Raw genomic sequence first — 25,798 nt, 5'->3', positions numbered from 1 at the left:
GGAGTGCATCATTTTCCCTCCCCTTTGTGGGGAGAGCCAGGGTGGGGGTGCGAGCACCAGGTTCTGAGATCTTGGTGCTCGCACCCCCACCTCCAACTCCTCCCCACAGGGGGGAGGAGAGACAGCGCGGCGCTCCTTTTTGCACTCCTCCTCCCCCTTGCTCTTTTTTTCTTCCTCCCCAGCCTCGCCCTCGCCCAGACCTTCCCGCCGCTCACGGGACGCGTCGTCGACCAGGCGAACCTCCTGAAGCCCGACGAGAGGGCGGCGCTGGAGGCCAAGCTCAAGGCGCACGAGGACAAGACCTCCGACCAGGTGGTGGTGGCCACGATCCGCTCGCTCGAGGGCACGAGCGTCGAGGATTACGCCAACCGCCTCTTCCGGGCATGGCAGCTCGGGCAGAAGAAGAACAACAACGGCGTGCTGCTGCTCGTCGCCCCCGCCGAGCGCAAGGTGCGCATCGAGGTCGGCTACGGGCTCGAAGGGGCGCTCACGGATGCGCTCTCGAAGGTCATCATCACCACCGCCATCGCCCCTCGGTTCCAGAAGGGCGATTTCGCGGGCGGCATCGATGCAGGCGTCGACGCCATTCTATCGATCCTCACCGGCGATGCCGAGGAATGGCAGCGCCACGCGGAGGTGCGCGAGGATCAGACTTCGAACCTCGACACCCTCATCACCTTCCTGATCATCGCCTTCATCCTGTTCCAGGTCTTCCGCGCCATGCGCGGCGGGGGCGGCAGGCCGGGCGTCTACGGCCTCCGGCGCGGCTCCGGCCCCTGGATCATCCCGACCGGCGGAGGCTGGTCGGGAGGGGGCGGCTGGTCGGGCGGCGGTGGCGGAGGTTTTTCGGGCGGAGGCGGCTCGTCCGGCGGCGGCGGCGCTTCGGGGAGCTGGTAGATGATTTCAGAACACGATCAACACCGGATCTCGCAGGCCATCCACGAGGCCGAGAAGACGACCGCCGGCGAAATCGTCGTGGTGGTGGCGCGCCAGGCCAACGCCTATGTGGCGATCCCGGCTCTCCTGAGCCTGTTCGTGGCGCTCCTCGTCCCCTGGCCTCTGATCTGGTTCACCGATCTCGGCCTCTCCCGGATCTTCCTGATCCAGCTTCTCGTGGCCTGCGGCCTCAACCTCGCCTTCGCATGGCCCCAGGTGCATCTGGCGCTGATTCCGGGTTCGGTGAAACGGGCGCGGGCCCATGAGGCGGCCGTCAGGGAATTTTCAAGCCGTGGCCTGTCCCGCACCCAGGGGCGCACCGGCATTCTGATCTATGTCGCGGCGGCGGAGCATTATGCCGAAGTCATCGCCGATATCGGGATCGCGGACCGGGCGGGCCCGGCCGCGTGGCAGGAGATCATTGCGGATCTCGTCGAGGCGATGCGCCAGGAAAAACCGGCCGACGGGCTGCTCCAGGCCGTCCGGCGCGCAGGCGCCATCCTCGCCGAACATGCGCCGCCCGGGGCTCAGGACAGGAACGAGCTGCCGAACAAGGTCGTGCTGCTGTAAGGGTCACAGGCCCGCGCTCTTGGCGGCTCCCAGGATCACGCTGGGCTTGTCGTCCTCCTCGGCCTGCAGGAGCACCACATAGCCGTCGGCGCCGCTGCGGACGGTCTCGGCGGGCAGCTCGAACCGGGCGGGACCGCCGTGCCATTCTCCGATGCGCTTCAGGCCCCGCACCACATTGGCATAGGTGACCGTCTTGCCCTTGTTCTCGCCGCGCTCGATGGGCACGGTCTGCGACCGCAGGACGGGCAGTACCCAGACTTCGGCGTCGCGGTGGGCGACCTCGGCCGTCTCCGTGATCGAGACGGTGACCATGCCGTTCTGCTCGCTGAGGGCGATGTCGACCGGGAGGGAGGAGCGGCCCTTGGCGGTCATCTGGATCGCCTTCTCGATCTGCGCCCGATCGGACCCGATGCAGGACTTCTTCCCGTTCACGATCATCTGCGGCGTGAAGACCTGACGGTCGCTGCGGGCGTGGGCATAGTCCTTCTGCCGGTTGGTGAACTCGGCATGGGCGAGCGTGTCCTTCCAGCCGAGATAATCCCAGTAATTCACAGGGAAGGAGAGCGCCACGATGTCGGGCTTCCGGGAATATTCCACCAGCAGCGCATCCGCCGGCGGGCAGTTCGAGCAGCCCTGGCTGGTGAAGAGCTCGACGACGGCGCGGGGAGGATCCGCGAAGGCGGGCTGCAGGAGGGCGGCAAGGCCAGAAGCCACCAGGAAGAGTTTCAATCGGGACGCCATGATGCCCGCCATGAAACACCAAGGCCGGCTCAATGGGAACTCACTTTACCTTGAGCGAGGCTCTCGGTTTTGGCGGGAACCCGCCAGCGGCGATGCATCCAGAGCCATTGCTCGGGATATTCCCGGACCCAGGATTCCACCACCAAGGTCATGGCCTGCATCGCCCCCTGCACGTTGATCTGCCCGTCCGGGTCGCGCGGCAGGTCGAGGGGCGGCGTGAGCTGAAGGCGGAACCGGTGGCCCGGCAGGCGGATGACGCGCACGCCGTGAACGGGGCAGTCGAACCGGCGGGCGAACTTGCCGAGGATCGGGTTCACCAAGGCCGGGCGGCCCATGAAATTTACGATCACGCCGCGGGTGAAATGCTGGTCGATGAGCATGCCGAGATGACCGCCCTTCTCCAGCGCCCCCTGCATGGCGAAGGCCGCGCCCTGGCGGGCCGCCTCGAGATTGCCCATGGTTTCGCTGCGGACCTCGTGGACCACCCGGGCAATGGCCGGATCGTTGGGGGCGCGGAACACCGCCGTGGTGTCGAGCCCGAACCGGGCGGCGCAGATGGCGGGCAATTCCCAATTGGCGAGATGGGCCGAGAAGACGATGCCCGGCCTGCCGTCGTCGCGCAGGCTGAGGAAGTGCTCGATGCCGTCGACCTCGGTGCGTCCGGGAACGGTGCTGTCGGGGTCGAAATCGAAGAGATTGCCGAGATGCGGATATTCCCCGCCCGTGCGGCCGAGATTGTCCCAGGCCGCGCGGGCCAGAGCCTTCACCTCGGCCTCGGGCTTGTCCGGATAGGCCGCCCGGATATTGGCGAGCGCCGTCCGGTGCGCCTTCAGGAGCGGCCCGAAGGTGCGGGCGAGCGCCGAACCAACGGCTCCCGAGCGCTCCGGGCCGAGGGCGCGCGAGAAGGCGAACACGCCGCGCACGACGCCGACCATGACCGTCTCCACGAGACGCGAGAGAAGGCTGCGAGGACGGGAGCTGTGCTGCACGATGGGAAAATCCGGGCTCGGGAACGAAACGGGGAAAGGAAAAAGGCTCCGCGTGTTTTTCGCAAGGAGCCCGTTTCGTCAAGATCTACGGTGGAAGCTCAGTCGGCACCAGGGGTCAGAAGGTCACGATGACCTTGCCGAAGACCTTGCGGCCTTCGAGCCGCTCCAGGCCTTGTCGGAACTCGTCGAGAGGGAAGACCGAGTCGATCACCGGGGTGATGCCGCCCGCCATCTTTTCGAGCGACTGGCTGATGTTCTCGATGCGGCAGCCGAAGGAGCCGAAGATCCGGTATTGCTGCTGGAAGAGCTGCATCAGGTTCATGGTGGTGGACACGCCCGAGGTCGAGCCGCAGGTGACGAGGCGGCCGCCGCGCTTGAGGCAGAGCAGGCTGCCGTTCCAGGTCTCCGCGCCCACGTGCTCGAACACCACGTCGACGCCTTTTCGCTTGGTGAGCTGGCGCACCTCGCCCTCGAAGCGCTCCTTGCGGTAGTTGATCACGTAATCGGCGCCAAGCGCCTTCGCCTTCTCGCCCTTCTCGTCGTCGCCCACGGTCGTGTAGACCGTGCAGCCGATGGCCTTGGCCATCTTGATCGCCGCCGTGCCGATGCCGGAGCCGCCCGCATGGACGAGGATGGACTCTCCGGGCTCGAGCTTGGCGTTGTCGAAGAGCATGTGCTGGACCGTGCCGAAGCCGATGGGCGCGCAGGCCGCCTGCTCGAAGCTCACGCCCTTCGGCACCGGAATCACGAGGCGCTCGGGGCGGTTGATGAGCTCGCGGGCGAAGCCGTCGATATGGAAGCCCATGATCCCGGCCACGTTCTCGCAGAGATTGTCCCACCCTTTGCGGCAGGCGCTGCAATGGCCGCAGGTCTCCGCGCCATACATGGTGACCGGATCGCCGACCTTGAACCGGGTGACGCCCTCGCCGACCGCCGCGATCTCGCCCGCGGCCTCCACGCCCACGGCCTGCGGCATCTTGCGCTTGGCGAACGCCATGCCGCGGAAGCCCCAGACATCGAGGTAGTTCAGGCCCAGCGCCTTGATCCGCACCTGCACCTCGCCCGCGGCGGGCGGCGGCGGCGCGTCGATCTCGGTGATGCGAATGTCACGGTCGCCGAAAAGCTGAAGGGAGCGCATGAGAGAGAATCCTGTTCATCGTCACCCCGAACGGTCTTCGGGGATCCCGCGTCTTCGATCCGTCGGGCTCTTGAGACCTGATAGGCCGGAACATACCTGCCATGACGGGAAAAACCTGTTGGCGGCGGCTTAAAGTGTGCCAAAGCGAATGACAAGCTCTTGTCGCCGCTCCGATCCGCGCCCAAAGGCCGGCCGAGGCTCTCGGCCTCCCGGGCACAATGCGAAAAAAGCGCACAACTCCGTCTCAGCAGGGCGCCACGATGACATCGACTCCGACCATCCTGTCCGACCTCGGCTCCCGCACTCTCATCATGGGTGTTCTCAACGTCACTCCGGATTCCTTCTCGGACGGAGGCCTTTTCCTCGATCTTCAGGACGCCCTGGCCCATGCGGAGCGGCTGGAGTCCGAGGGCGCCGACATCATCGATATCGGCGGAGAATCCACCCGGCCCGGCTATGTCCCGGTCGGCCCCGAGGAGGAACAGCGGCGCGTGCTCCCCGTGATCCGGGAACTCGCCCCGAAGCTGAAAGTGCCGATTTCGATCGATACCTACCGCGCCTCGACCGCCCGCGCGGCCCTTCAGGCAGGCGCCCGCATCGTCAATGATATCTGGGGTCTCCAGCACGATCCGGAGATGGCAGCGGTGGTCGCGGAGCACGATGCTCCCGCCGTGGTGATGCACAACCGGGCCCAGGCGGATGCTGCCATCGACATCGTCGCCGATATGCTCCGCTTCTTCGAGCGTTCGCTCGATCTCGTGCGGCGGGCCGGGATTCCCGACCGGCACGTCATCCTCGACCCCGGCATCGGCTTCGGCAAGACGGGCGAGCAGAATATCGAGGTCCTCCGCCGCCTGCCGGAACTCAAGGCGCTGGGCTTCCCTCTTCTCGTCGGCGCCTCGCGCAAGTCCGTGCTCGGACAGTTCTACGCTCCGGACATTCCGCCGAGAGAGCGGCTGTTCGGCAGCATCGGCGGACATGTGGCGGCGGTGACACGCGGCGCCGACATCGTGCGCGTCCATGACGTGAAAGCCCACGCGGAAGCGTGCCGCGTGGCGGATGCCCTGGTGAGGAACCTGCCATGAGCGACAGCATCACCCTGTCCCGCCTCGCCATCTACGCCCATCACGGCGTTCACGAGGAGGAGGCGCGGCTCGGCCAGCGCTTCTATATCAGCCTCACCTGCGCCCTCGATCTCAGGCCCGCCGGCGAAGCGGACGATTACGGGCAATCCGTCTGCTACGCGTCTCTTGCCCGCGTGGCGCATGAGACGGCGACGACGCGCCGCTTCCGCATCATCGAGGGCCTGGCCGAGGCGATCGCCGCGAAGGTCCTGGAGACCTTTCCGCGCGTTGCCGAAGTGACCGTGCTGGTGGAGAAGCCGGAAGCTCCGGTGCCTTTCGTGATCGACGGCGTCTCGGTCGAGATCAGGCGCGCGCGCCATGGCTGAGGCCGCTTTGAGCCTGGGCAGCAATCTCGGCGACAGGCGCGCCGCGATCGCCCGGGCGATCGCGGCGCTCGAACAACACGGCGTCACGATCCTCGCCCGCTCCGCCGATTATCTCACCGAGCCGTGGGGACTGGTGGAGCAGAACCGGTTCGTGAATGCCTGCATCTTGGTCGAGACCGCACTCCCCCCGGCGGCCCTGCTGTCCCTCTGCCTGCGGGTCGAGCGGGAGCTGGGGCGCGTCCGCGAGGTGAAATGGGGCCCCCGCGTCATCGACATCGATGTTCTGACCTACGACGACCTGGAAATCAGCGAGCCCGGCCTGACCCTGCCGCATCCGCACATGATGGAACGGCTCTTCGTGCTCGTGCCGCTCGCCGAGATCGCGCCCGATCTCGTGGTGCGCGGGCAACGGATCACGGATGCCCTCGCGGCGCTCCCGCCCGAGGACATTCGGAAGCTCGATTGAGGCCCGCGTCTTCGGACTACCGATGGACACCCAGCATCGCGGTGAGGCCGCCGTCGATGGGCAGGACCGCGCCGGTAATGTAGGCGGCGGGCTCGCTCATCAGGAACGCGGCGAGGCCCGCAATCTCTTCAGGCTTCGCGAAGCGTCCGGCCGGGATCTGCTTTTCCATGCTGTCGCGATAGGCCGCGTAAGGGGCCATCATGTCCGTGTCGATGAAGCCCGGCGCGATCACGTTGACGGTGACATTGCGCTTGGCGGTCTCGACGGATAGCGTGCGGCAATAGGAGATCAGCGCGCCCTTGGAGGCCGCATAGGCCGCGTTGCCGGGATTGCCCTGGAGCGCCGCCACCGAGCCGATGGCGACGATGCGGCCCGCTTTCGCCCGGATCATGCCGCGCATGAGGGATTTCGCGATGCGGGTGAGCGACCAGAAGTTCACCTGCATGGCGGCTTCGGCCTTGTCCTGCTGCATCATGGCGGCGAGCGCGTCATAGGACTGGCCCGCATTGTGCACGAACCCGAAGAAGCTCTCAGCTTCGAGCATCTCGCAGAAGGATTCGAGCGCCGCCTTGTCAGCGAGATCGACCTCATGCGCACTGATCGTGCGGCCGGGATGGGCCTGCATCAGCTCCTCGCCGAGCGCCTTCGCGGCATCGCCCGACGAACGATAGGTGAAATCCACGTCGTGGCCGGCCGCCGCGAGCGCCCGCACGATGGCGGCGCCGACGCCTTTGCCGCCGCCGGTGACGAGAACGCGAGTCATGAGCTTAAGCCCCCTTGGGCTCGGCCCCGAAGACGAGGCAGGTGTTCTGGCCGCCGAAGCCGAAGGAGTTCGAGAGCACGAATCTCACATCGGCGTCGCGCGCCACGTTGGGCACCACGTCGAGCGGGATCGCGGGATCGGGCACCTGGTAGTTGATCGTCGGCGGCAGGCGGCCCGTGGCAATGGTGAGCAGCGACATCACCGCCTCCACGGCGCCCGCCGCGGTGAGGGTGTGACCGATCATCGACTTGTTGGAGGAGATCGGAAGGCTCCCCATGCGCTCGCCGAACACGGCCGTGCAGCTCATGGCCTCCATCTTGTCGTTCTCCGGCGTCGAGGTGCCGTGCGCGTTGATGTAGCCGATTTCGTCAGGGGCGACGCCCGCATCGTCGAGCGCCTGCCGGATGGCGGCGATCGCGGGCGAGCCGTCCGGGGACGACCGGGTGCGGTGGAAATTGTCGCCCTTCTCGCCGCAACCGAGCACATAGCCCAGGATCGTCGCGCCCCGCGCTTTTGCTGCTTCCGCATTCTCCAGGACGAGGGCGGCGCCGCCCTCCCCCATCACGAAGCCGTCACGGTTCTTGGAGAAGGGCTTCGATGCGCCCTCCGGGTTCTCGTTCTGGGTCGAGAGCGCCGAGAGCAGCGAGAAGCGGATGAGCGATTCAGGGTTCACCGAACCGTCCGTGCCGATGCAGAGCGCCGCATCGGTCTCGCCACGGCGGATCGCCTCGACGCCGAGCTGGATGGCGGTGGCGCCCGACGAGCAGGCGGTGGAGAGCGAGATCGGCGAGCCCTTCGTGCCGAAGCGGTCGGCGACCCGGTCCGCCACCGTGCCGAAGATGAACAGGTCGTGCCAGGCCTTGAAGCGGCCCGTCGCCGCGGCCTTCAGCAGGTCCTTGTAGGTGATCTCACCGGCCTGACCGGAGGCCTCGGCCAGCGCCTCGCGCTGCGGCCATTCCATTTCGACCGGCGGCACGGCGATGAACAGCGCGCCCGGAAAATCGTCCGATGCCAGTCCGGACTGCCCGACGGCCTCCTCCGCCGCCAGGACGGCGAGGCGCTCGGAGAGCATCGGTGCGCAGAAGGGCTCCACATCGATGAAGTCGATGGTGCCCGCGATCGTGGTGCGCAGGCCTTCCGTGGGGAAGCGGTTGATGCGGTGAATGCCGGATTTGCCCGCCGTCAGCGCGGCCCAGGTGGCGTCCTTGCCCTGGCCGAGGGAGGTGACCACGCCGATGCCGGTGACGGCGACGAGCGGACGGCCCTGTTTGTCGCGAAGCGCCATGCCGTTCTCCTGTTCAAGCCTTGGTGAGCCGCAGGACGCCTTCGCCGCGCCAGTGACCGACGGAGGTCACGAGGGCGTCGCTCGCCTTGTCCTGCGCGATGAGGCCCGCCGCGAGCGCCACGCCTGCGGGCGCCTGGGCTTCCATGGCATGGCCGATCAGATCGCCGGTCGCATGAACGGCAGCCCCCGGAGCGATGTCCTTGAGGGCGGCCAGCTCCTCCTCCGTGATGCCCTTCACGCCGGTCGCGCCCGAAACCACGAGGTCAGGCTTCCCCTGAAGCTGCTTGGAGAGGCCGTGCAGCGCGTGTTCGACGCTGCCGGCCTTGCGGCGGGAGCGGTCCGAGGCGACGCCCGTAATGGCCGCGAGCGGCTTTGCGCCGCGCTTTTGCGCATGTTCGCGGGCTTCGAGGACCAGGAAGCAGGCGGCCGAGCCGAGGATCATGCCGCCGCCTTCTGCGGGACGGCTCCAGACCGGCTGATAGGGCTTCTTCCAGAGGAACCCACCCATCTCGTAGATCAGCAGCACGTCGGGCCGCTCGGCATTGTAGGCGCCGCCGACCAGGAAGATGTCGTCCTGGCCCGAGGCGATGCGCTCACGCGCGATGCGGATGGCGTCCACGCCGCTCGATTCCTCGCCCATGAAGGTGCGCGATCCGCCCGTGACGCCGTGCACGATGGAGATGTTGCCCGCGAGCAGGTTCGAGAGCTGGGCGAGAAAGAGCGTGGGGCGCAGGTCGCCCATGAGGCGCTCGTTGAGAAACACGCCGGGATTCTCGGCGCTGCGGAGGCCCGTCAGGACCTGCCCGTCGACCGCGTAGTCGCGCTCGCCGCCGCCGGCCGACACGATGAGCTGCATGCGGTGCTTCAGCTCCGCATCGTCCTTCGCGCCCGCTGAGTCGAGGGCGAGACCTGCGGCATAGCAGCCGAGCCTCTGCCAGGCCTCCATCTGCCGCTGGTCGGATTTCTTCGGAATCTGACGATCCCATTCCAGCGCCGCCACCGGATGAATGGGATAGGGGGCGAAGGTCTCGGCATCCGTGTTCGGCTTAGCCGAGAGCGCGGCCAGATGCACGTCCAGGCCCTCGCCCGCGCAGGAGACGATGCCAATTCCGGTGATGACGACGTCACGCATCCTGTATCTCCCGTATCAGGCCGATGCGCTGCGCCTGGGCCCGCATCTGGCCGTCCATGCCCTCGGGGAAAGGCATGATCCTGAACCGCAGCTCAGCATCGCAGATCGGCTTGCCCTCGGCCAGAATCTTGGCCTTCGTCACAGCATAGCCCGAGCCTTCGTGCTCGAGCTGGGCCTGGACGGACAGCACCGTTCCCGGGCCCACGAAGGTGCGGAAGCGCGCCTTGTCCACGGCCATGAGGAACGGCATGTGGGTGAAGCCCATGAGGCCGAGCACGAGATAGCCGGAGGCCTGGGCCATGGTTTCGGTGAGCAGGACGCCGGGCACGAGGGGATGGCCGGGGAAATGCCCCTCGAAGACGGGGCTTTCCTGCGGAACGGTGGAGATCGCCTCGATCCGCTTCGCGTCGCGGTCGAGGGACACCACTTGGTCGATCATTTCAAAATATTCGAGGCGCATCCCGATCCCGGTCTCTCTCGTTCCCGGCGGACAGTACAGGAAAAGGAATCCATGAGGCGGGGCTCTTGGATGGATCGCCTCTTCGGGCCGGGCGCATGTTGGTCCGGCCCACCGGGATGGAAGTCTTGTGGTTCAAGCCTGCTTGGCGGCGACGAGCGCGTCGATGCGCGCCACGAGGTTCTTGAGAACGAAGTATTCCTCGGCCGGAGCCTTACCCTCGTTCACCTCCTGGGTCCACTGCTCGAGGGGCAGCTTGATCCCGAAGGCCTTGTCGATGGCGAACGCGATATCGAGGAACGCGAGCGAGTCGATGCCCAGATCGTCGATGGCGTGGCTCTCGGGCGTGATCTGCTCGCGCGGAATGTCGGCGGTCTCTGAAATGATGCCGGCGACGGTCTCGAAGGTGGACGACATGACGCCGCTCTCCTGAAATGCTTGACTCTCAACGATTCCGCCGCTGCCGGACCTTACCAGGCCCAGATCCAGCCGCTCTTTTCGTCAAGGAGGGTTGTATTGGAACGCTCCCCTTACACGACGGGGGCCTCAGCGGCAACCGATTGGTTGCGTTCCGGCTCTTTCCTGAACGCCGCACGATGACAGAACCTGCGGCAAAGGTTAAGAGGGCGGCCGATTGATTAATCCGCTCCTATCGACGATAAGAGCCGACCCGACGCCATAAAGGCCCCTGATTTCACTGGCAGAAACGACTTCGAGACCGGATCAACGTGCTCAACAGGTTCCGCAGACCTGCCGTTCGTCGTGCCCGACGCATGGCCCGCATCGCCCGATGGGACAAACCCGTCCAGGGCACGTTCGCACGCCTGTGCGCCTGGGCCAACATGCTCCTCGTCGATCACGGCGTCTTCCGCCTGGTCTACCTGAACAAGCACCGGGTCACCGACCGGCTGTGGCGCACGGCCCAGCCCGCGCCGCACCAGATCGAGGCGCTCAAGAAGGAAGGCGTGCGCACGATCGTCAACCTGCGCGGCGGGCACGAGCACGGCTCCTGGCAGCTCCAGAAGGAGGCCTGCCAGCGGCTCGGCATCAACCTGGTGGAATTCGTCATCCGCTCCCGCGGCGCCCCGGACCGGACCTCGCTCCTCACGGCCAAGGACTTCTTCGAGAAGATCGAATATCCGGCCGTGATGCACTGCAAATCCGGGGCCGACCGGGCGGGCTTCATGGCGGCGCTCTACCTCATCCTGCACGAGGGCCGGAGCGTGGACGAAGCCCAGCGGCAGCTCCACATGCGATATGGCCATTTCCGGTTCTCGAAAACCGGCATCTTGGATGCCTTCTTCGATGCCTATCGCCGCGAAGGCGAGGCCAAGGGCATGCCGTTCCTGACCTGGCTGGAAACCGTCTACGACGCCAAGGCCCTTGAGCAGGAATTCCGCCCGAGCTTCTGGTCGCACCTGCTCGTCGACAAGATCATGCGGCGCGAATAGGCCCCACCCTGTCACCTCCCATGTCGTCACCGGCCTTGTGCCGGTGATCTCTATCGAGGGGGCGCAAGGCCTTTCTAACGAGACGGCCACGCCAAAGAGGCGCCGTCAGGAATTCGCCGCCCAGCTCGGCTCCAGATCGTTCGACAATTGCAGCCGGTGGAGACGGGCATAGGTGCCCCCCTTGGCGATCAGGGCCTCGTGCGGCCCCATCTCGATGACGCGCCCCGCCTCCATCACGACGATTTTGTCCGCGTCGCGCACGGTCGAGAGACGATGGGCGATGACCAGGGTCGTGCGGCCCTTCATGAGCTTGCCGATGGCGGCCTGCACCAGGCGCTCGGATTCCGAGTCGAGCGCGCTCGTGGCCTCGTCCAGCAGCAGGATCGGGGCGTTCTTCAGGAAGGCGCGGGCCAGCGACACGCGCTGGCGCTCGCCGCCCGAGAGCCGTCCGCCGCCGGGGCCGACCATCGTGTCGTAGCCGTTCGGCTGCTTCAGGATGAAGTCGTGGGCGGCTGCGGCCTTGGCGGCCTCGACGATCTCCTCCTCGGTTGCGCCGGGGCGGCCGAAGGCGATGTTGGCCCGGATGGTATCGTCGAAGAGCACCACGTCCTGGCTCACCACGGCGATGGCCTGGCGCAGGCTCGCCAGCGTCACGTCGCGGATGTCCTGGCCGTCGATGAGGATCGCGCCGCCCGTCACGTCGTAGAGACGCGGCACGAGGGAGAGCAGGGTCGACTTGCCTGAGCCGGAGCGTCCGACGAGGGCGGTGGTGCTGCCGGCTTCCGCCGCGAAATCGACCCGGTCCACGGCGGTGGCGTCGCCGGTATAGGAGAAGGACAGATCGGAGAAGCGGATCTCGCCACCCGTCAGGGCGAGCGGCTTCGCATCCGGCTTGTCCTGGATCGTCGGCACTTCGTCCATGACGGTGAAGGTGCGCTGCAGGGCGGCCGCCGCCTCCTGCACGATGGCGTTGAGATTGCCGAGCGCCCGGATCGGCTGGGCCGCCAGGAGAAGCGCGCTGACGAAGCCCGTGAAATCGCCGACCGTGCTGCTGTTGGAGAGGATGCGCTGGCCGATCAGCACGAGCACCGCCGCCACGGCGACGCCGCCGCCGACCTCGAGCAGGGGATCGAGCCGCCCGCGGGCATTCGCACCCTTCATGCGCAGGCGGCGAATCTCGTCGAAGGTGTTGGCCGCCTTGTTCTTGAGATAACCCTCGAGCCGATAGGTCTTGGCGAAGCGGGTGCCCGCGAGGCTCTCCGTGATGAGCCCCGCCATCTGGCCGGTCTGCTCCTGGGTGGAGGTGGCGACGCGGCGCAGCTTGCGGCCGATCTTTTCGACCGGATAGACGAAGAAGGGCATGGTGATGCCGGCCACCAGCGTCATCATCGGGTCGATCCAGATCATCGCGCCGACCAGCGCGATCACCGTGGAGATCTCGCGCAGGAACACGGTGGAGAGGCGGGTCAGCGCCTCCTTGATGAACATGAAGTCGGTGGTGAAGCGCTGGGTGAGCGCCGCCGGGCTCTCTCGTCCGATCTGGGCGAGATCCGCCTCGATCATGTGGCCGTAGAGCCTGGTCTGCATGTCCGCCTCGATGCGCGTCACCACCTTGTTGGTGAGGATCGTGAGCGCGAGCAGGGAGAAGCCCTTGATGGAGGTGACCGCGATCACGAAGAGAGGCGCGAGGTAGATCGCCGTCACGTCCTTCGTGTCGAAAGCATCGAAGGCCGCCTTGATGAGCACCGGGTAGAGCCCCGTCGCGCCCGACACCAGGCCGACGAACACGAGCACGGCCACCAGGGTCTTGGAATGCGGGCGCATCCATTCGCGCCAGAGGCGCTTGACCAGAGGGGCGGTGTTGCCGCGGATGGGGCGTGTGCGGGCCATAGGAATGCTTGGAGCTCTCTCGATTTCGACCCGCGAGTTACCACGCGAAGAACCGGCCCGCAAATCGCCCGATTCACGCAGCTCCCACAGCGGAGAGCAACTCTGTATCGTCATCCTCTCCGTTATTGGCCGTTGTGAGCAGCCTGTCGCCATAAAAGATCGAGTTGGCGCCGGCGATCATGCAGAGGATCTGGGCCTCCCTGCTCAAGCGAGAGCGGCCGGCGGAGAGACGGACGATCGAGGCGGGCATCACGAGACGCGCCGTGGCAACCATGCGGACGAGATCAAGTGCATCGATGCGCTGCTGCTTCGCCAGAGGCGTTCCTTCGACCGGCACGAGGGCGTTGATCGGAACACTCTCCGGATGCGGCGCAAAATTCGCCAGCACGCGCAGGAGCGATGCGCGGTCGCGGATGCTTTCGCCCATGCCGACGATCCCGCCGCAGCACAGCTGGATCCCTTCCGCGCGCACGGCGGCAAGCGTGCTAAGCCGGTCCTCATAGGTCCGTGTCGTGATGATGCGGCTGTAGTATTCGGGGCTCGTATCCAGGTTGTGGTTATAGGCCGTGAGGCCGGCCTGCGCGAGGCGGCGGGCCTGATGCGGCTTGAGCATGCCCAAGGTCACGCAGGCCTCCATCTCCAGGGCCCTCACCCCTTCCACCATGGCGATGACGGCGTCGAACGCCTTTCCGTCCCGCACCTGCCGCCAGGCCGCGCCCATGCAGAAGCGCTCCGCACCGGCCGCCTTGGCCTTTCGCGCCAGGGCGATCACGCCCTCCGGCTCCATCAGATGCTCCTTGGTGAGGCTGACTTCCCGATGGTGGGACGATTGAGGGCAATAGGCGCAATCTTCCGGGCATCCGCCCGTCTTGATGCTCAAAAGGCTCGCCCTCTGGATCCTGTTGGGATCGTGATACCGGCGGTGCGCCTCATTGGCGCGGCCGACGAGATCGAGGAGCGGAAGCGTATAGAGAGCCTCGATCTCCTCGGTGGTCCAATCGTGGCGGATCATGGTCTTAGAAGCCGGCCAGAGATTTCATCCGCGACGCCAGGCTCGACCTGGACAAGGCGGCGCTTGCGGCGGCGACGATGCCGATCTTCACGAGATCGCCCAGCAGGAACGGCGCGACCCCGAGGGCGAGAAGCCGCGGGGCGGGCACGTAGAGCAGAAGCCACGCAAGCCCGAAGCCATAGACGATCAGGAGCCCGGCGAGCATCGCGCCGCATTGCCCCAGAGCCTTTCGCCCCGCGGCAAGGTGCCCGACAACTCCCGAAGCGACGAGGAAGCCGAGGAGGTAGCCGCCCGTCGGGCCGACCATATAGGCCAAGCCGATGCCGCGCTCGGGCGAACCCGAGAAGACCGGGAGGCCGGAGGCTCCCGCGATCAGATAAGCCGCTGTGACCGAGACGGCCGCAAAGGGGCCGCACGCCACCGCGATCGCCATGACGGCCAGGGTGTGGAGGGTCATCGGAACCGGCCAGAAGGGAATCTGGACCTTGGCGCTCAGGGTCATGAGGGCGACGCCGCATGCCAGAGCCACAATGTTTCTGACAGTCAGGCGGGAAAGAACCTGTTGTTTCAGCCGGAGAGTCGAGGTCATGCCAATCATGGGACGCCTTTATCTATAAAATCGGAATCATCGCCCCAAGAGATTCCAAAATATCTATAATCCAGCAAGGTCTATTTCCGGACCTCTGGATAACCTCCCAATTTTATAGATAAAAAGCTCTCAGCCGTTGATCGCGAAGACTTCGCGGACTCGCCCTGAACGGGTCGTCACGGGCCTTTGTCCGATCCGGCGGACATGCCGCTCCAGGAGGCTGACGGCGATCTCCACATCACCTTGCTTCAGGGCCGTCAGAATCGCGCGGTGATCGTGATCGGTCCGGGCCTCCCATTCGGAGCGCCAGGCCGCGAACAGAAAGCGGGCGCTCGCCGCCTGAAGATCGTCGATGGCGGCCAGGAGGCGCGGCATGCGGCACGGCGTCAGGATCAGGCGATGGAAGCTGCGGTTGGCCTGCTCCCAGGATTGCACGTCCGCCGATTTGTCGCCCGCGCGGATGGCCTGCTCGGCCTGCTCAAAAACCGCCGGGGTCAGGTGGGGAGCGGCATGGCGCAGGGCCAACCCCTCGAGGGCGGCGCGCATCTCGGCGACTTCCCTCACCTCTTCGAGATTGAACAGGGCGACCCGGACGCCCCGGCGAGGCTCGCTGACCACGAGGCCCTGAGCCTCCAGGCGGCGAAACGACTCGCGGACGGGCACATGGCTCGCCCCAAATTCTTCGGCGATGTGGTCCTGCCGGAGCTTACTGCCCGGCTCGAGTTCACCCGCGATGATGCGCTCGGCCAGAGCGCGGCTGATCCGTCCTGCGATCGTGTTGTCGGGTGCTTTCGGTGCCATGCCTGCCAAATAATCTATAAAACCTCCCGGCACAAATCGACCAAGGTCGTCTTGGCGGCGGAAACCGGTGCGACTTGCGAGCCCCCGCCCTCCCCTCGACAGGCTTCGCATTCTGTGGCTGATTTCCTGCGATCCGGACAGGAGAACAGCCGTGCCCTTCGAGACCTGGCTCGCCTTTACCGCTGCCGCCGCCGTGCTGCTCGTCATCCCGGGACCGACCATTCTGCTGGTCGTGTCCTACGCCCTCGGACAGGGCTGGCGCACGGCCCTGCCCATGGCCGTCGGGGTCGCGCTCGGCGACTTCACCGCCATGACGCTGTCCCTGGTGGGTCTCGGCGCGCTGCTGGCCGCATCGGCGACGGTGTTCACGATCCTCAAATGGATCGGGGCCGCCTATCTCGTCTGGCTCGGGATCAAGCTCTGGCGCGCGGGCGGAAGCCTCGACGTGACGCCCCGCACGGACGCCGCCTCGTCGTGGAAGATGCTCGGCCACGCCTGGCTCGTGACGGCCCTCAATCCGAAGGGCCTCGTGTTCTTCGTGGCCTTCCTGCCGCAGTTCATCGACCCGAAGCTCGCCTTTCTGCCGCAGGTGAGCCTGTGCGCCGCGACCTTCCTGACCCTGGCCTTTGCGAATGCCTTCACCTATGCGCTCGTCGCCTCGCGGGCGCGGCGGATCATCCGCAGCCCGCGCACGATCGGCCTCGTCAACAAGACCGGCGGCAGCCTCCTGATCGGCGCCGGCATCGCCACCGTGGCCCTGAAGGCGGGGCAGGCCTGACGGCCTGCCTCACACCGCCCGCAGGTACCGCATGGGCTTGCCCGGCGCGATCATCTCGGCCGCGGCGATGATGCCCTGAGCGTCGATACCGAAATGGCGGTAGAGATCCTTGATCGTGCCCGTCTGGCCGAAATGCTCCACGCCCAGCGAGCGGGTGCGGTGGCCCATCACGGAGCCCATCCAGGCGAGCGTCGCCGGATGGCCGTCGATCACGGTCACGAGGCCGCAATGGGGCGGCACCTCGGCGAGCAGGCGCTCCACATGGGATCTCGCATGGACGAGGCCGCGCTCGCGGGCGCGCTGCGCCGCCGTCCAGCCCGCATTGAGCCGGTCGGCGGACGTGATGGCGAGCAGGCCGATGTCGCGCCGGTCCTCGGCCATGAGGCCCACCGCTTCGACGGCCTCGGGCGCGACCGCGCCCGTATAGGCGACGACCACCTGGGCGTTCGGGCCGGGCTTCCGCAGCCAGTAGGCCCCGGCCATGATGTCGTCCGCGAGGTCCGGCGTCATCTCGCGCTGGGGCTGCTCGAGGGTCCGGGTGGACAGGCGCAAATAGACCGAGCCGCCGGTCTCGTCGCGCAGCCACGTGGTCTCGTTCGGCTCGCCCTCCCCGTCGCGCTGCATGTAGTCGAAGGCCCAGCGCATGATCACGGCGAGTTCGTCGACGAAAGCCGGTTCGAACGAGGCCAGGCCGTCCTGCGCCAGGCCGACCAGCGGCGTGCCGATGGACTGGTGCGCGCCGCCCTCCGGCGCGAGCGTCACGCCGGAGGGCGTGGCGACGAGCATGAAGCGGGCGTCCTGGTAGCAGGCATAATTCAGCGCGTCCGCGCCGCGATAGATGAACGGGTCGTAGAGCGTGCCAATGGGAAGGAGCCGCTCGCCGAACAGGGAATGCGACAGGCCCAGGGCGGAGAGGACGATGAAGAGATTCATCTCCGCGATGCCGAGCTCCAGATGCTGGCCCTTGGGTGAGAACTCCCAGTTGTAGGTCGAGGGAATCCGCTCCTTCTTGAAGGTGTCGACCAGGCTCTTGCGGGCGAACAGCCCGCGCCGGTTCACCCAGGCGCCCAGATTGGTCGAGACGGTCACGTCCGGCGCGGTGGTGACGACGCGGTCCGCCAGCGCCTGATCGGAGCGGGCCAGCTCGTTGAGGATGAGCCCGAAGCCCTGCTGCGTCGACATGGAGGGATTGGCCGGGAACGAGAGCTTGTCCGGCACCGGCACCTGCGGGGCCGCATGGCGCCGCCGCCCCTCCTGCACGAAGGGCACCTTCTTCAGGAAATCCTCGAGCTCGGCCTGCGGGATTCTCACGCCCTCGAACTTGTCCCATTCATGGCCCGGGCGCACGCCCTGGGCCGCGCGCCAGACATCCATCTGCGCGGGTGTCAGCAGGCCCGAATGGTTGTCCTTGTGACCGGCCAGCGGTAGGCCGAAACCCTTGATGGTATAGGCGATGAAGCAGACGGGCCGATCGTGCCGCCTCGCCGCCTCGAACGCCTCCAGCAGGCTCGGCATGTCGTGCCCGCCGAGATTGGACATGAGGCGCGCCAGCTCCTCGTCGCTCCGCTTCTCGATGAGACGGGTGACGGGGCCCTGATCGCCGAGATCGTCGAGGAGACGCCTGCGCCAGGCGGCTCCGCCCTGGAAGGTGAGCGCGGAATAGAGCTGGTTCGGGCAGGTATCGATCCATTCCCGCAGGCGCTCGCCGCCCGGCTCGGCAAAGGCCTCCTGCATGAGCGAGCCGTATTTCAGGATCACCACGTCCCAGCCGAAATTGCGGAACAGCGCTTCGAAGCGCTCCCACAGGCCCTCACGGATCACGGCGTCGAGGCTCTGGCGGTTGTAGTCGACGATCCACCAGGTGTTGCGCACGCCGTGCTTCCAGCCTTCCAGCAGCGCCTCGAAGATGTTGCCCTCGTCCATCTCCGCATCGCCCACGAGGGAGATCATGCGGCCTTCGGGCCGGTCCTTCGCCCAGCCGTGGGCCTTCACGTAATCCTGGACGAGGCTCGCAAAGAGCGTCTGCGCCACGCCGAGGCCCACCGAGCCCGTGGAGAAATCCACATCGTCGATGTCCTTCGTGCGGGAGGGATAGGATTGCGCGCCCTTGTAGGCGCGGAAATTCTCCAGCTTCTCGCGGGTCTGGTTGCCGAAGAGATACTGGATCGCGTGGAAGATCGGGCTCGCATGGGGCTTGACCGCCACCCGGTCCTCGGGGCGCAGCACCGAAAAATACAGCGCCGTCAGAATGGTGGAGAGCGAGGCCGAGGAGGCCTGGTGCCCGCCGATCTTCAATCCGTCCTCGTTGGGGCGCAGGTGATTGGCGTTGTGAATCGTCCAGGTCGACAGCCAGAGCACCTTCCGCTCGAGCTCCGACAGAAAACGAAGATGCCGCGCGTCGGCCATGGGATCCCCTTCTCGTGTGGGAATCATCTTATATCGCCGGCTCCGCTTGGCGAGAGGAAAGTCTTGGCGACGGGAAAGTGACGCCTCGCCACATGTGCGCGGCAAGGCGCTTCCGAGGGGGAGCACCCCGAACCGGAGATTCCCTGCGAGGGCAAGCGCCCACGCAGGGACCCGGTTTCATTCATCCTCAGGGAATCAGCAGCGTCGCGCCCTGGGTTTTGCGGTTCTCGGCCTGCCGGTGCACCTCGGCAACCTGGCTGAGCGGGAAGCGCTGGCCGATATGGGCGATCAGGACCCCGGACCGCATGAGCGCGAAAACTTCGGACGCGGAGCTGTGATACATCGCGGTATCGGCGATGTGCCAATCGACATTGGCGCGCGTGAACAGCACCGAGCCGTAGCGGCTGAGGGGGCGCGGCTCGATCGGATCGATCTCGCCCGAGGCCCGCCCATAGGACACCATGGTCCCGAACGGAGCCAGGCTCCGCATGCTCGCCTCATAGGTGTCACGCCCGATGGAGTCATAGACGGCCTGGACCCCGGCGCCATTCGTGACCTTGCGGACGAAGGCGGCCACGTCGTCCTTGCCGAGCACCGCGACGTGATCGCAGCCGTTGATCCGGGCCAGCTCGACCTTCGCCTCGGAGCCGACGGTGCCGATCACCGTGGCGCCCAGCGCCTTGGCCCAGCGCGTCACGACCGTGCCGACGCCGCCCGCCGCCGCATGGACGAGGATCGTATCGCCCTTTTCGACCTTGTAGGCGCGCCGGACGAGCATGTGAGCCGTCTGGCCTTTGAAGAGCAGCGCCGCCACGCTCTCGTCCGAGAGATCGTTCGGCAGGGGAATGGCGCGGGACGCGTCCAGCGTCCGCTCGGACGAATAGGCCCCGAGCTCGTTCGTGTAAGCCACCCGGTCGCCGACCTTGAAGCCGGTGACGCCCTCGCCCACCTCGGTCACCACGGCCGTCGCCTCGACCCCGAGCACGTTCGGCAGCGGTATCTCGTACACGCCCTGGCGAAGGTAGACGTCGACATAGTTGAAGCCGATCACGGTCTGGCGCAGGCGCAGCTCGCCCGGCTTGAGGGCTTCTGCGGGAACCTCTTTCGTAACGAGAACTTCTGGACCACCACGCTGGGCCATTTCGACAATCATCGGCATGACTTACCCCTTTCGATTGAAAATTCAGGGCCGGTCATAGGCCGAGCCTTCCAGGCACCGGAAGCCACGCGCGTGGCGACACCCTTTTCATGGATGAAAAGCGAAGGCCCGAAGCGCGAACCGGAGAAGGATCAGTGAGCCCGTGGGGGGCTCAGAGGGCTGAAAGGCGGTCTCTTTCCCGCGCGCAGATATCCCGCACGAAATCCAGAACCGCGCGGACCCGCGGCGCGCGGCTGAGATCCCGGTGCGCGACGATCCAGAGATCGAGCGAACCGACCCCCGCGGGGCCGGCGAGCCGCACCAGATCGGGAACGGTGTCGGCGACGAAGCAAGGCAGGATCGCCGTTCCGACGCCCTGCCGCACCAGGGCCAATTGAACATTCATGCTGGTGGTCGTGGCGACGACCCGGCTGAGAGCCTGCTCTTTCGTCCAGCCCGCCATGGGCGTGTCCTGCATCGACGCATCCCAGCCGATGAAGTCGAACGCCCAGGGATTCTCCCTGATCTCGGGCCGGGCATCCACGAGGCTGGACACGGCGTAAAGCCCGAACCCGACCTGCCCCACCCGGCGACGGATGTGATCCCCCTCGTCGGGACGAATCAGCCGCAAGGCCAGATCGGCCTCGCGCCGCGCCAGGCTCACGGCGCGCATGCCTGTCGCGAATTCGATCTGGAGGGCCGGATAAGCCGTCCGGAAGGCCGGCATGTGCGGGGCGATCAGATGGCTGGCCAGCGCCTCTCCCGTCGCCAGGCGCACGCTCCCCTCCAAGCTCCCACGCTCCGCATCCGCCCCGCGCGCGACCGCGAGAACGGCCGCCTCCGCCGCCTCCGCCCGGCTCTGGATCTGACGGCCGGCGGAGGTGAGAACATAGCCGGTGTTCAGGCGCTCGAAGAAGACGCCCCCGAGAGCGGCTTCCAGAGCCTGTATCCTCCGGCCGATCGTCGCCTGGCTGACCCGCAGGTCCCGTGCTGCGGCCGAAAGGCTCCCTGTGCGGGCGACTGCAAGGAAATATCTGAGATCGTTCCAGTCCATCCGGCGGCACCGCGAAGCCTAAACGTCAAGATCGAAAGCCAGCCTCGTTGGTCTGGCGCATCGTGCGAAAAATGGGTTCCGGCTTTTCGCAATAAGAGACGCTCTAACGTTAGCAGAGGCCGCTTGTGCGTGCCACCGGATCGTCTTCATGCGCCCTCATCCTCCTCGGCAAAATCGCCGCTCAGGCGAAGACCGTCGATCCAGGTTTCGCCCTTTCGCTTGATCACCTGCCGTGGCGAGACCTTGCCATGACGCGCGATCGCATCGGCGAGCGGCTCGGAATGGGTCACGAGCCACACCTGCGTGCGTTTCGAAGCCGCGACGATCATGCGCGCGAGCGGCTCGAGAAGATCGGGATGAAGGCTCGTCTCCGGCTCGTTCAAGGCGATGAACGGCGGGAGGCGGTAGGACAGGAGCGCACCGGCGAGTGCCAGGAAGTGCAGCGTACCGTCCGACAATTCGGAGGATTGGAAGATCCGCTTCGGGTAATCGGGAAAGATCACGCCGAACGTGGCGAAGCGGTCTGGCTCAGGAATGACGAGCCGGGCCCCGGGAAAGGCATCGTCGAAGGCCTGATCGAGATCGGTGGTGTCCTGGCGGATATGCGCCAAGGTCGCGAAGACCGCCGCCAGGTTCGAGCCGTCGGAGGCGAGTGTCGGCGAGGTCACCGCAAGGCACGGCCGACGCAGAGACGAGCGGGCATCGGTGCGGAAATCGTGAAAGAACCGCCATTCCAGCATGGTGCGCCGGGCGAGATGCAGATCGGGAAAAGCGGCTGCGTCCTGGAGGGAGTTCAGAGCCGTCTCGGAGGGCAGGATTTCGCTGCCTAGCGGGCGTTTCAGTCCTTCCTCGTCGAGGCAATGGCCATGTGGGCCTTGCCGGTCGAGGAGCTTTCTCTCGCGTCGCGGAGTCTCGTAGACAAGCGTCTCCGCCTTGATCTGCGGCTCCAGCAGGAAACCGGCTCCATAGACTACGCCGCCGGCCGATCTAACCAGCCCCGTCTCGACCGTGTATTCGAGATTGTAGTTGTCAGCGCCCTCCTCCAACAGGCGAACGCCCAGCTTGATCCGTACCGGGTCCTTGGGATTGCGCTGGCCTGCCCAATAGACGGACTCGAAGCCGCCCTCATTCGCCAAGTCGTGGGTCAGCGTGCCGGCGGCCGCCGATTGCAGGAGCTGGAGCGAGCGGTAGAGGTTCGTCTTGCCCGTTCCATTCGCGCCGACATAGACGGTTAAAGGCTCGACGGGAAAGCGGATATGCCTCAGCGAGCGGTAGCCGGCGGCGAAGACTTCTTTGATGACGAGCATGGGCTGAACGGATCGGCGGCCAAAAGGAGGATGTGACTTTATCCGCTCCGACCGATGATCGCAAAACGAAAAGCCCGCCTGACGGCGGGCCTTCGTGAAACTCTCGATGTGAGAGAATGGAGCGGGCGAAGGGATTCGAACCCTCGACCCCAACCTTGGCAAGGTTGTGCTCTACCCCTGAGCTACACCCGCGCTCCGCGATGCGCGAGGCACCGTTGCGAGGCCGCTGATTTGCCCCAAATCGGTTCGCTTGGCAAGGGGTTTTAGGCAATCTTTTTGACGCGGCGCTTGAGCCCGGTTTCCGGGGCCGCTAGAAGCCGGGGATCTGTCGGAGTGTCCTGCCTTGGCCCACCTCTCCCCCAAAGAACTCCTGGAACGTCTCGACGCGCTGGGAATTCCATCCGAGACCGTCGAGCACGAGCCCGTCTTCACCGTGGCCGAATCGAAATCGGTCAAGGAAAGCCTTCCCGGTGCCCATTCCAAGAACTTGTTCGTGAAGGACAAGAAAGGGCGCTTCTTCCTGATTTCCGCCAAGCACGACACCGCCATCGACCTCAAGCGCACGCATGAGGTTCTCGGCGCCTCAGGCCGCCTGTCCTTCGGCACCTCCGAGCAGTTGCGCAGCCTTCTCGGCGTGGAGCCCGGTTCGGTGACCGCCTTTGCGGTGGTGAACGATACGGAAGGCAAGGTGACGATGGTGCTCGACGCCAACCTGATGGAGCACGAGCGCGTGAATTTTCATCCCCTGGTGAATTCCATGACCACTGGCGTGTCGCGGGAGGATCTGGTGAAGTTCCTGCGCGCGACGGGGCACGATCCGTTGATCCTGAAGCTGCCGGAACCGCCTGCGGAATTGCCAGACAACGGTTAAGCCCCCATCTAGGGACAAACCTTCTTCTCACGATCACCCTTCGAGGATCGCATGTTGACCGATACCCCCTCCCCCGGAATGCCGTCCGACGGTCTCGTGAAGGACACCACCACGGCCGATTTCCGCCAGGACGTCCTGGCGGAATCGATGAACCAGCCCGTGCTGGTCGATTTCTGGGCGCCGTGGTGCGGCCCCTGCAAACAGCTCACCCCCGTCCTGGAGAAGGTGGTGCGCGCCGCCGGCGGCAAGGTGAAGCTGGTGAAGATGAATATCGACGATCATCCGCAGATCGCGGGACAGCTCGGGGTGCAGTCGATCCCCGCCGTCTTCGCCTTCCAGCGCGGCCAGCCGGTGGACGGCTTCATGGGCGCCCTGCCGGAGAGCCAGCTGAAGGCCTTCATCGAGCGCCTCGTCGGCCCGCTGGGCCCCGGCGCCACGGAAGAGATCCTCGCTGAAGCGGACCGGCTCGTCGCCGCCGGCGACATGGGGGGCGCGGCCGAACTCTATGCCGCAATCCTGTCCCAGGAGCCCGACAACACGGCGGCGCTCGCCGCGCTCGTGAAGCTCCACGTGGACGTGGGCGATCTCGAAGGCGCGAAGCGCTTCCTCGCCATGGCGCCCGCCGCCAAGGCGAACGACCCAGCGATCGCAGGCGCCCGGGCCGCCGTGGAATTGGCCGAGCAGGCGGGCTCCCTGGGCGACACGGCCGAGCTTCTGCGCCGTGTCGAGGCGGATCCGCTCGATCACCAGGCGCGCTTCGATCTGGCGATTGCGCTCAACGCGCGCGGAAAGCGGGAGGAAGCCGTCAATCAGCTCCTTGAAATCGTTCGTCGCGACCGCAATTGGAACGACGACGGCGCGCGCAAGCAGCTCGTCCAGCTCTTCGAGGCCTGGGGCCCGATGGACGAGATGACCATTGCGGGACGGCGGAAGCTTTCCTCGCTCCTGTTTGCCTGACGCCTCTCGACGCCAACAGGGAGATCGGCATGGGAATGAACGCGGTATACCGAGGGCCGGATGATTGCCCATCGGTCATTCCCGTTTTTCCCCTGCCCGGCGCGCTGCTGCTGCCGCGCGGGCAGATGCCGCTCAACATCTTCGAGCCGCGCTACCTCTCCATGGTGGACGAGGCGCTCAAGACCGATCGTGTGATCGGCATGATCCAGCCGGATGCCGACAGCGACCCCAACTCCAACATTCCCAAGCTCTATTCCGTCGGCTGCGCAGGCCGCATCACGCAATTCGCCGAGACCGGCGACGGGCGCTATCTCATCACGCTGATCGGCATCGCGCGGTTCCGTATGGCGGAGGAGTTGCCGCCCATCGACCTCTTCCGCCGTTGCCGCGTGAGTTTCGAGCCGTTCGCGAACGACTTCACCGCCCGCGCGGGCGAAAGCGAGGTCGACCGGAACGGCGTCCTCAAGGCCCTTCGCGACTTCGTCGATGCCGCCCATGTGAAGGTGGATTGGCGCGGCATCGAGGAAGCGCCCAACGAGGCGCTGGTGAATGCGCTGTGCATGATGAGCCCCTTCGGCGTGCGCGAGAAGCAGGCGCTCCTCGAAGCGCCGAACCTGAAAACCCGCGCCGAAGTTCTCATCGCGCTCACCGAGATCGAACTCGCACGCGGCGGCGTCAGCTCCGACTCGACGCTGCAATAGGATCAAAACCGATGTCCGCAGAGACGAATGCCTCGCCCCAGACCGATGCTCCGCAGCCTGTCGAGGCGACCCGCATCGACCCGAAGCTCCTCGAGCTTCTCGTCTGCCCCCTCACCAAGGAAACCTTGGAATACGACGCCGCGCGCCAGGAGCTGATCAGCCGCCGCGCGAAACTCGCCTATCCCATCCGCGACGGAATCCCGATCATGCTGCCGGAAGAGGCGCGTCAGCTGACGGAATGAGAAGAACCCGTCCGTTTCTGCGATGATCGGGCAGGAGCGTCATCGCGGGATGGAGCCTCTTGTCGTCCCCTCGCCTCGTTTCGAGAAGTGACGTGACGACATGCTGCCCCAAGCTCTTTGGCGATGGGCCGCAGGACACGGCGGCATAGATGGTCCTGAAGGCCCGGTGCTACGCGCTTTCGCCCGGTTCGGACCGTTTGGCGGCCCCTTCCTTGAGGCGCTCTCTCCGTTTCAGCTCCCGGTCGATGGCTTCCCGGATAAAATCGAGCCGAACCTCGTCCGGACGTAATGTCGCAGCAATGCGTTCCGCCATCTCATCGGAAAGAGGCAGCGTGATCCGCGTCTGAAATTGCTTTTTGCGACCCACTTTAGACGGCTTCTTACGTCCTACCTTGGACGCATTGGCGTATATACGAAATTGAGTCAAGCCACGCCTCTGCACATCGATTTTTATCGTATGTATGATTGACGGGAGTATCATACATATCTTATTTCATCAATCGTACATACGATTGGGGAGCAGGAATGGCTCAACTCATAGCGGAGATGACATTCCCGCGCGCGATCATGCTCCTCCTCGGCTTTGCCTTGGTCCTCAAGGTGGTGTTGGTGCTCGCAAATGCGAGAAAGCGGCCGCGGCGGACGAAAGACGACGAGCCTGCAAGCGGATGGAA

The 25,798-nt window shown here is 65.9% G+C and carries 28 protein-coding genes and 1 tRNA gene; 11 read left to right on the top strand and 18 right to left on the bottom strand.

Features of this window, described 5'->3' with window-relative positions; genetic code table 11:
• Positions 1-3 precede the first annotated feature (3 nt).
• Both ACS5Q0_RS02185 and ACS5Q0_RS02180 read left to right on the top strand, forming a co-directional pair.
• The gene (locus ACS5Q0_RS02185) at positions 4-897 is read left to right on the top strand and encodes a TPM domain-containing protein (RefSeq protein WP_473124951.1); all 894 of its coding nucleotides are present in this window, start codon (positions 4-6) and stop codon (positions 895-897) included.
• Positions 898-1,506: a TPM domain-containing protein gene (locus ACS5Q0_RS02180; protein WP_473124950.1), complete on the top strand. Its 609-nt coding sequence runs from the start codon at positions 898-900 to the stop codon at positions 1,504-1,506.
• Between the two features lie 3 nt (positions 1,507-1,509).
• Here ACS5Q0_RS02180 and ACS5Q0_RS02175 read toward each other — a convergent pair whose 3' ends face one another.
• The 3 genes from ACS5Q0_RS02175 to ACS5Q0_RS02165 all read right to left on the bottom strand — a co-directional run bounded on the left by ACS5Q0_RS02175 (position 1,510) and on the right by ACS5Q0_RS02165 (position 4,374).
• Entirely contained in the window at positions 1,510-2,247 is a 738-nt protein-coding gene (locus ACS5Q0_RS02175) for a DUF1223 domain-containing protein (RefSeq protein WP_473124949.1), read from the bottom strand.
• Between the two features lie 29 nt (positions 2,248-2,276).
• Positions 2,277-3,236, bottom strand: a complete 960-nt coding sequence (locus ACS5Q0_RS02170; RefSeq protein ID WP_473124948.1) for a lipid A biosynthesis lauroyl acyltransferase — start codon at positions 3,234-3,236, stop codon at positions 2,277-2,279.
• 115 nt (positions 3,237-3,351) lie between these two features.
• On the bottom strand, positions 3,352-4,374 hold the full coding sequence (locus tag ACS5Q0_RS02165; protein WP_473124947.1) for a zinc-binding dehydrogenase: 1,023 nt from the start codon (positions 4,372-4,374) through the stop codon (positions 3,352-3,354).
• Between the two features lie 260 nt (positions 4,375-4,634).
• Here ACS5Q0_RS02165 and folP point away from each other — a divergent pair, with 260 nt between their 5' ends.
• The 3 genes from folP to folK are packed head-to-tail and all read left to right on the top strand — an operon-like array spanning position 4,635 to position 6,290.
• On the top strand, positions 4,635-5,459 hold the full coding sequence (folP, locus tag ACS5Q0_RS02160) for a dihydropteroate synthase (protein WP_473124946.1): 825 nt from the start codon (positions 4,635-4,637) through the stop codon (positions 5,457-5,459).
• Positions 5,456-5,824 carry a dihydroneopterin aldolase gene (gene folB / locus ACS5Q0_RS02155; RefSeq protein WP_473124945.1) on the top strand — a complete coding sequence of 123 codons (369 nt, stop codon included), beginning with the start codon at positions 5,456-5,458 and terminating at the stop codon, positions 5,822-5,824. The genes folP and folB overlap by 4 nt, the downstream gene beginning before the upstream one ends.
• Positions 5,817-6,290, top strand: a complete 474-nt coding sequence (gene folK / locus ACS5Q0_RS02150; RefSeq protein ID WP_473124944.1) for a 2-amino-4-hydroxy-6-hydroxymethyldihydropteridine diphosphokinase — start codon at positions 5,817-5,819, stop codon at positions 6,288-6,290. Before folB ends, folK begins: the two co-directional genes overlap by 8 nt.
• A 16-nt stretch (positions 6,291-6,306) precedes the next feature.
• On the opposite strand, the gene ACS5Q0_RS02145 is transcribed toward folK, so the two are convergent.
• The 5 genes from ACS5Q0_RS02145 to ACS5Q0_RS02125 all read right to left on the bottom strand — a co-directional run bounded on the left by ACS5Q0_RS02145 (position 6,307) and on the right by ACS5Q0_RS02125 (position 10,344).
• Complete coding sequence (locus ACS5Q0_RS02145; protein WP_473124943.1) at positions 6,307-7,053, bottom strand: SDR family oxidoreductase; 747 nt, start codon at positions 7,051-7,053, stop codon at positions 6,307-6,309.
• Between the two features lie 4 nt (positions 7,054-7,057).
• Positions 7,058-8,338, bottom strand: a complete 1,281-nt coding sequence (locus ACS5Q0_RS02140; RefSeq protein ID WP_473124942.1) for a beta-ketoacyl-ACP synthase — start codon at positions 8,336-8,338, stop codon at positions 7,058-7,060.
• A gap of 13 nt (positions 8,339-8,351) precedes the next feature.
• Positions 8,352-9,470 (bottom strand): beta-ketoacyl-ACP synthase, encoded by a 1,119-nt coding sequence (locus ACS5Q0_RS02135; protein WP_473124941.1) that lies wholly within the window; start codon positions 9,468-9,470, stop codon positions 8,352-8,354.
• The gene (locus ACS5Q0_RS02130) at positions 9,463-9,930 is read right to left on the bottom strand and encodes a 3-hydroxyacyl-ACP dehydratase FabZ family protein (protein WP_473124940.1); all 468 of its coding nucleotides are present in this window, start codon (positions 9,928-9,930) and stop codon (positions 9,463-9,465) included. The genes ACS5Q0_RS02135 and ACS5Q0_RS02130 overlap by 8 nt, the downstream gene beginning before the upstream one ends.
• 132 nt (positions 9,931-10,062) lie before the next feature.
• On the bottom strand, positions 10,063-10,344 hold the full coding sequence (locus ACS5Q0_RS02125) for an acyl carrier protein (RefSeq protein WP_414472685.1): 282 nt from the start codon (positions 10,342-10,344) through the stop codon (positions 10,063-10,065).
• A 311-nt stretch (positions 10,345-10,655) separates the two neighbouring features.
• On the opposite strand from ACS5Q0_RS02125, the gene ACS5Q0_RS02120 reads away from it, so the two are divergent.
• Entirely contained in the window at positions 10,656-11,378 is a 723-nt protein-coding gene (locus ACS5Q0_RS02120) for a fused DSP-PTPase phosphatase/NAD kinase-like protein (RefSeq protein ID WP_473124939.1), read from the top strand.
• A gap of 105 nt (positions 11,379-11,483) precedes the next feature.
• On the opposite strand, the gene ACS5Q0_RS02115 is transcribed toward ACS5Q0_RS02120, so the two are convergent.
• The 4 genes from ACS5Q0_RS02115 to ACS5Q0_RS02100 form a co-directional block, all read right to left on the bottom strand.
• The gene (locus ACS5Q0_RS02115) at positions 11,484-13,268 is read right to left on the bottom strand and encodes an ABC transporter ATP-binding protein (protein WP_473124938.1); all 1,785 of its coding nucleotides are present in this window, start codon (positions 13,266-13,268) and stop codon (positions 11,484-11,486) included.
• A gap of 73 nt (positions 13,269-13,341) precedes the next feature.
• Positions 13,342-14,280 carry a biotin synthase BioB gene (gene bioB, locus ACS5Q0_RS02110; protein WP_473124937.1) on the bottom strand — a complete coding sequence of 313 codons (939 nt, stop codon included), beginning with the start codon at positions 14,278-14,280 and terminating at the stop codon, positions 13,342-13,344.
• Positions 14,281-14,284: 4 nt separating this feature from the next.
• Positions 14,285-14,869, bottom strand: a complete 585-nt coding sequence (locus tag ACS5Q0_RS02105) for a biotin transporter BioY (RefSeq protein WP_473124936.1) — start codon at positions 14,867-14,869, stop codon at positions 14,285-14,287.
• A gap of 129 nt (positions 14,870-14,998) precedes the next feature.
• Complete coding sequence (locus ACS5Q0_RS02100) at positions 14,999-15,670, bottom strand: GntR family transcriptional regulator (RefSeq protein WP_473124935.1); 672 nt, start codon at positions 15,668-15,670, stop codon at positions 14,999-15,001.
• 151 nt (positions 15,671-15,821) lie between these two features.
• Between ACS5Q0_RS02100 and ACS5Q0_RS02095 the strand changes: the two genes are divergently transcribed.
• A complete protein-coding gene (locus ACS5Q0_RS02095) occupies positions 15,822-16,448 on the top strand; it encodes a LysE family translocator (RefSeq protein WP_473124934.1) in 627 nt (208 codons plus the stop codon).
• A 9-nt stretch (positions 16,449-16,457) separates the two neighbouring features.
• On the opposite strand, the gene ACS5Q0_RS02090 is transcribed toward ACS5Q0_RS02095, so the two are convergent.
• The 5 genes from ACS5Q0_RS02090 to ACS5Q0_RS02070 form a co-directional block, all read right to left on the bottom strand.
• A complete protein-coding gene (locus ACS5Q0_RS02090; protein WP_473124933.1) occupies positions 16,458-18,854 on the bottom strand; it encodes a transketolase-like TK C-terminal-containing protein in 2,397 nt (798 codons plus the stop codon).
• 187 nt (positions 18,855-19,041) lie between these two features.
• The gene (locus ACS5Q0_RS02085; RefSeq protein WP_473124932.1) at positions 19,042-20,013 is read right to left on the bottom strand and encodes a quinone oxidoreductase family protein; all 972 of its coding nucleotides are present in this window, start codon (positions 20,011-20,013) and stop codon (positions 19,042-19,044) included.
• Between the two features lie 151 nt (positions 20,014-20,164).
• Positions 20,165-21,046, bottom strand: a complete 882-nt coding sequence (locus tag ACS5Q0_RS02080) for a LysR family transcriptional regulator (RefSeq protein ID WP_473124931.1) — start codon at positions 21,044-21,046, stop codon at positions 20,165-20,167.
• A 146-nt stretch (positions 21,047-21,192) separates the two neighbouring features.
• Entirely contained in the window at positions 21,193-22,353 is a 1,161-nt protein-coding gene (locus tag ACS5Q0_RS02075) for an AAA family ATPase (RefSeq protein WP_473124930.1), read from the bottom strand.
• Between the two features lie 117 nt (positions 22,354-22,470).
• A tRNA-Gly gene (locus ACS5Q0_RS02070) sits at positions 22,471-22,545 on the bottom strand.
• Between the two features lie 151 nt (positions 22,546-22,696).
• On the opposite strand from ACS5Q0_RS02070, the gene ACS5Q0_RS02065 reads away from it, so the two are divergent.
• From ACS5Q0_RS02065 to ACS5Q0_RS02050, 4 genes are read left to right on the top strand one after another with little or no spacing between them, the layout of a single operon-like run.
• Entirely contained in the window at positions 22,697-23,224 is a 528-nt protein-coding gene (locus ACS5Q0_RS02065) for a prolyl-tRNA synthetase associated domain-containing protein (RefSeq protein WP_473124929.1), read from the top strand.
• Between the two features lie 51 nt (positions 23,225-23,275).
• Positions 23,276-24,181 (top strand): thioredoxin, encoded by a 906-nt coding sequence (gene trxA, locus ACS5Q0_RS02060; RefSeq protein ID WP_473124928.1) that lies wholly within the window; start codon positions 23,276-23,278, stop codon positions 24,179-24,181.
• A 29-nt stretch (positions 24,182-24,210) separates the two neighbouring features.
• Positions 24,211-24,882, top strand: a complete 672-nt coding sequence (locus ACS5Q0_RS02055) for an LON peptidase substrate-binding domain-containing protein (protein WP_473124927.1) — start codon at positions 24,211-24,213, stop codon at positions 24,880-24,882.
• A gap of 11 nt (positions 24,883-24,893) precedes the next feature.
• On the top strand, positions 24,894-25,124 hold the full coding sequence (locus tag ACS5Q0_RS02050; protein ID WP_473124926.1) for a Trm112 family protein: 231 nt from the start codon (positions 24,894-24,896) through the stop codon (positions 25,122-25,124).
• A 169-nt stretch (positions 25,125-25,293) separates the two neighbouring features.
• On the opposite strand, the gene ACS5Q0_RS02045 is transcribed toward ACS5Q0_RS02050, so the two are convergent.
• Positions 25,294-25,551 carry a hypothetical protein gene (locus ACS5Q0_RS02045; RefSeq protein WP_473124925.1) on the bottom strand — a complete coding sequence of 86 codons (258 nt, stop codon included), beginning with the start codon at positions 25,549-25,551 and terminating at the stop codon, positions 25,294-25,296.
• Positions 25,552-25,798 lie beyond the last annotated feature (247 nt).

Source organism: Microvirga sp. HS2, from assembly GCF_055792805.1.
This window is presented reverse-complemented; position numbering and strand designations above follow the sequence as displayed.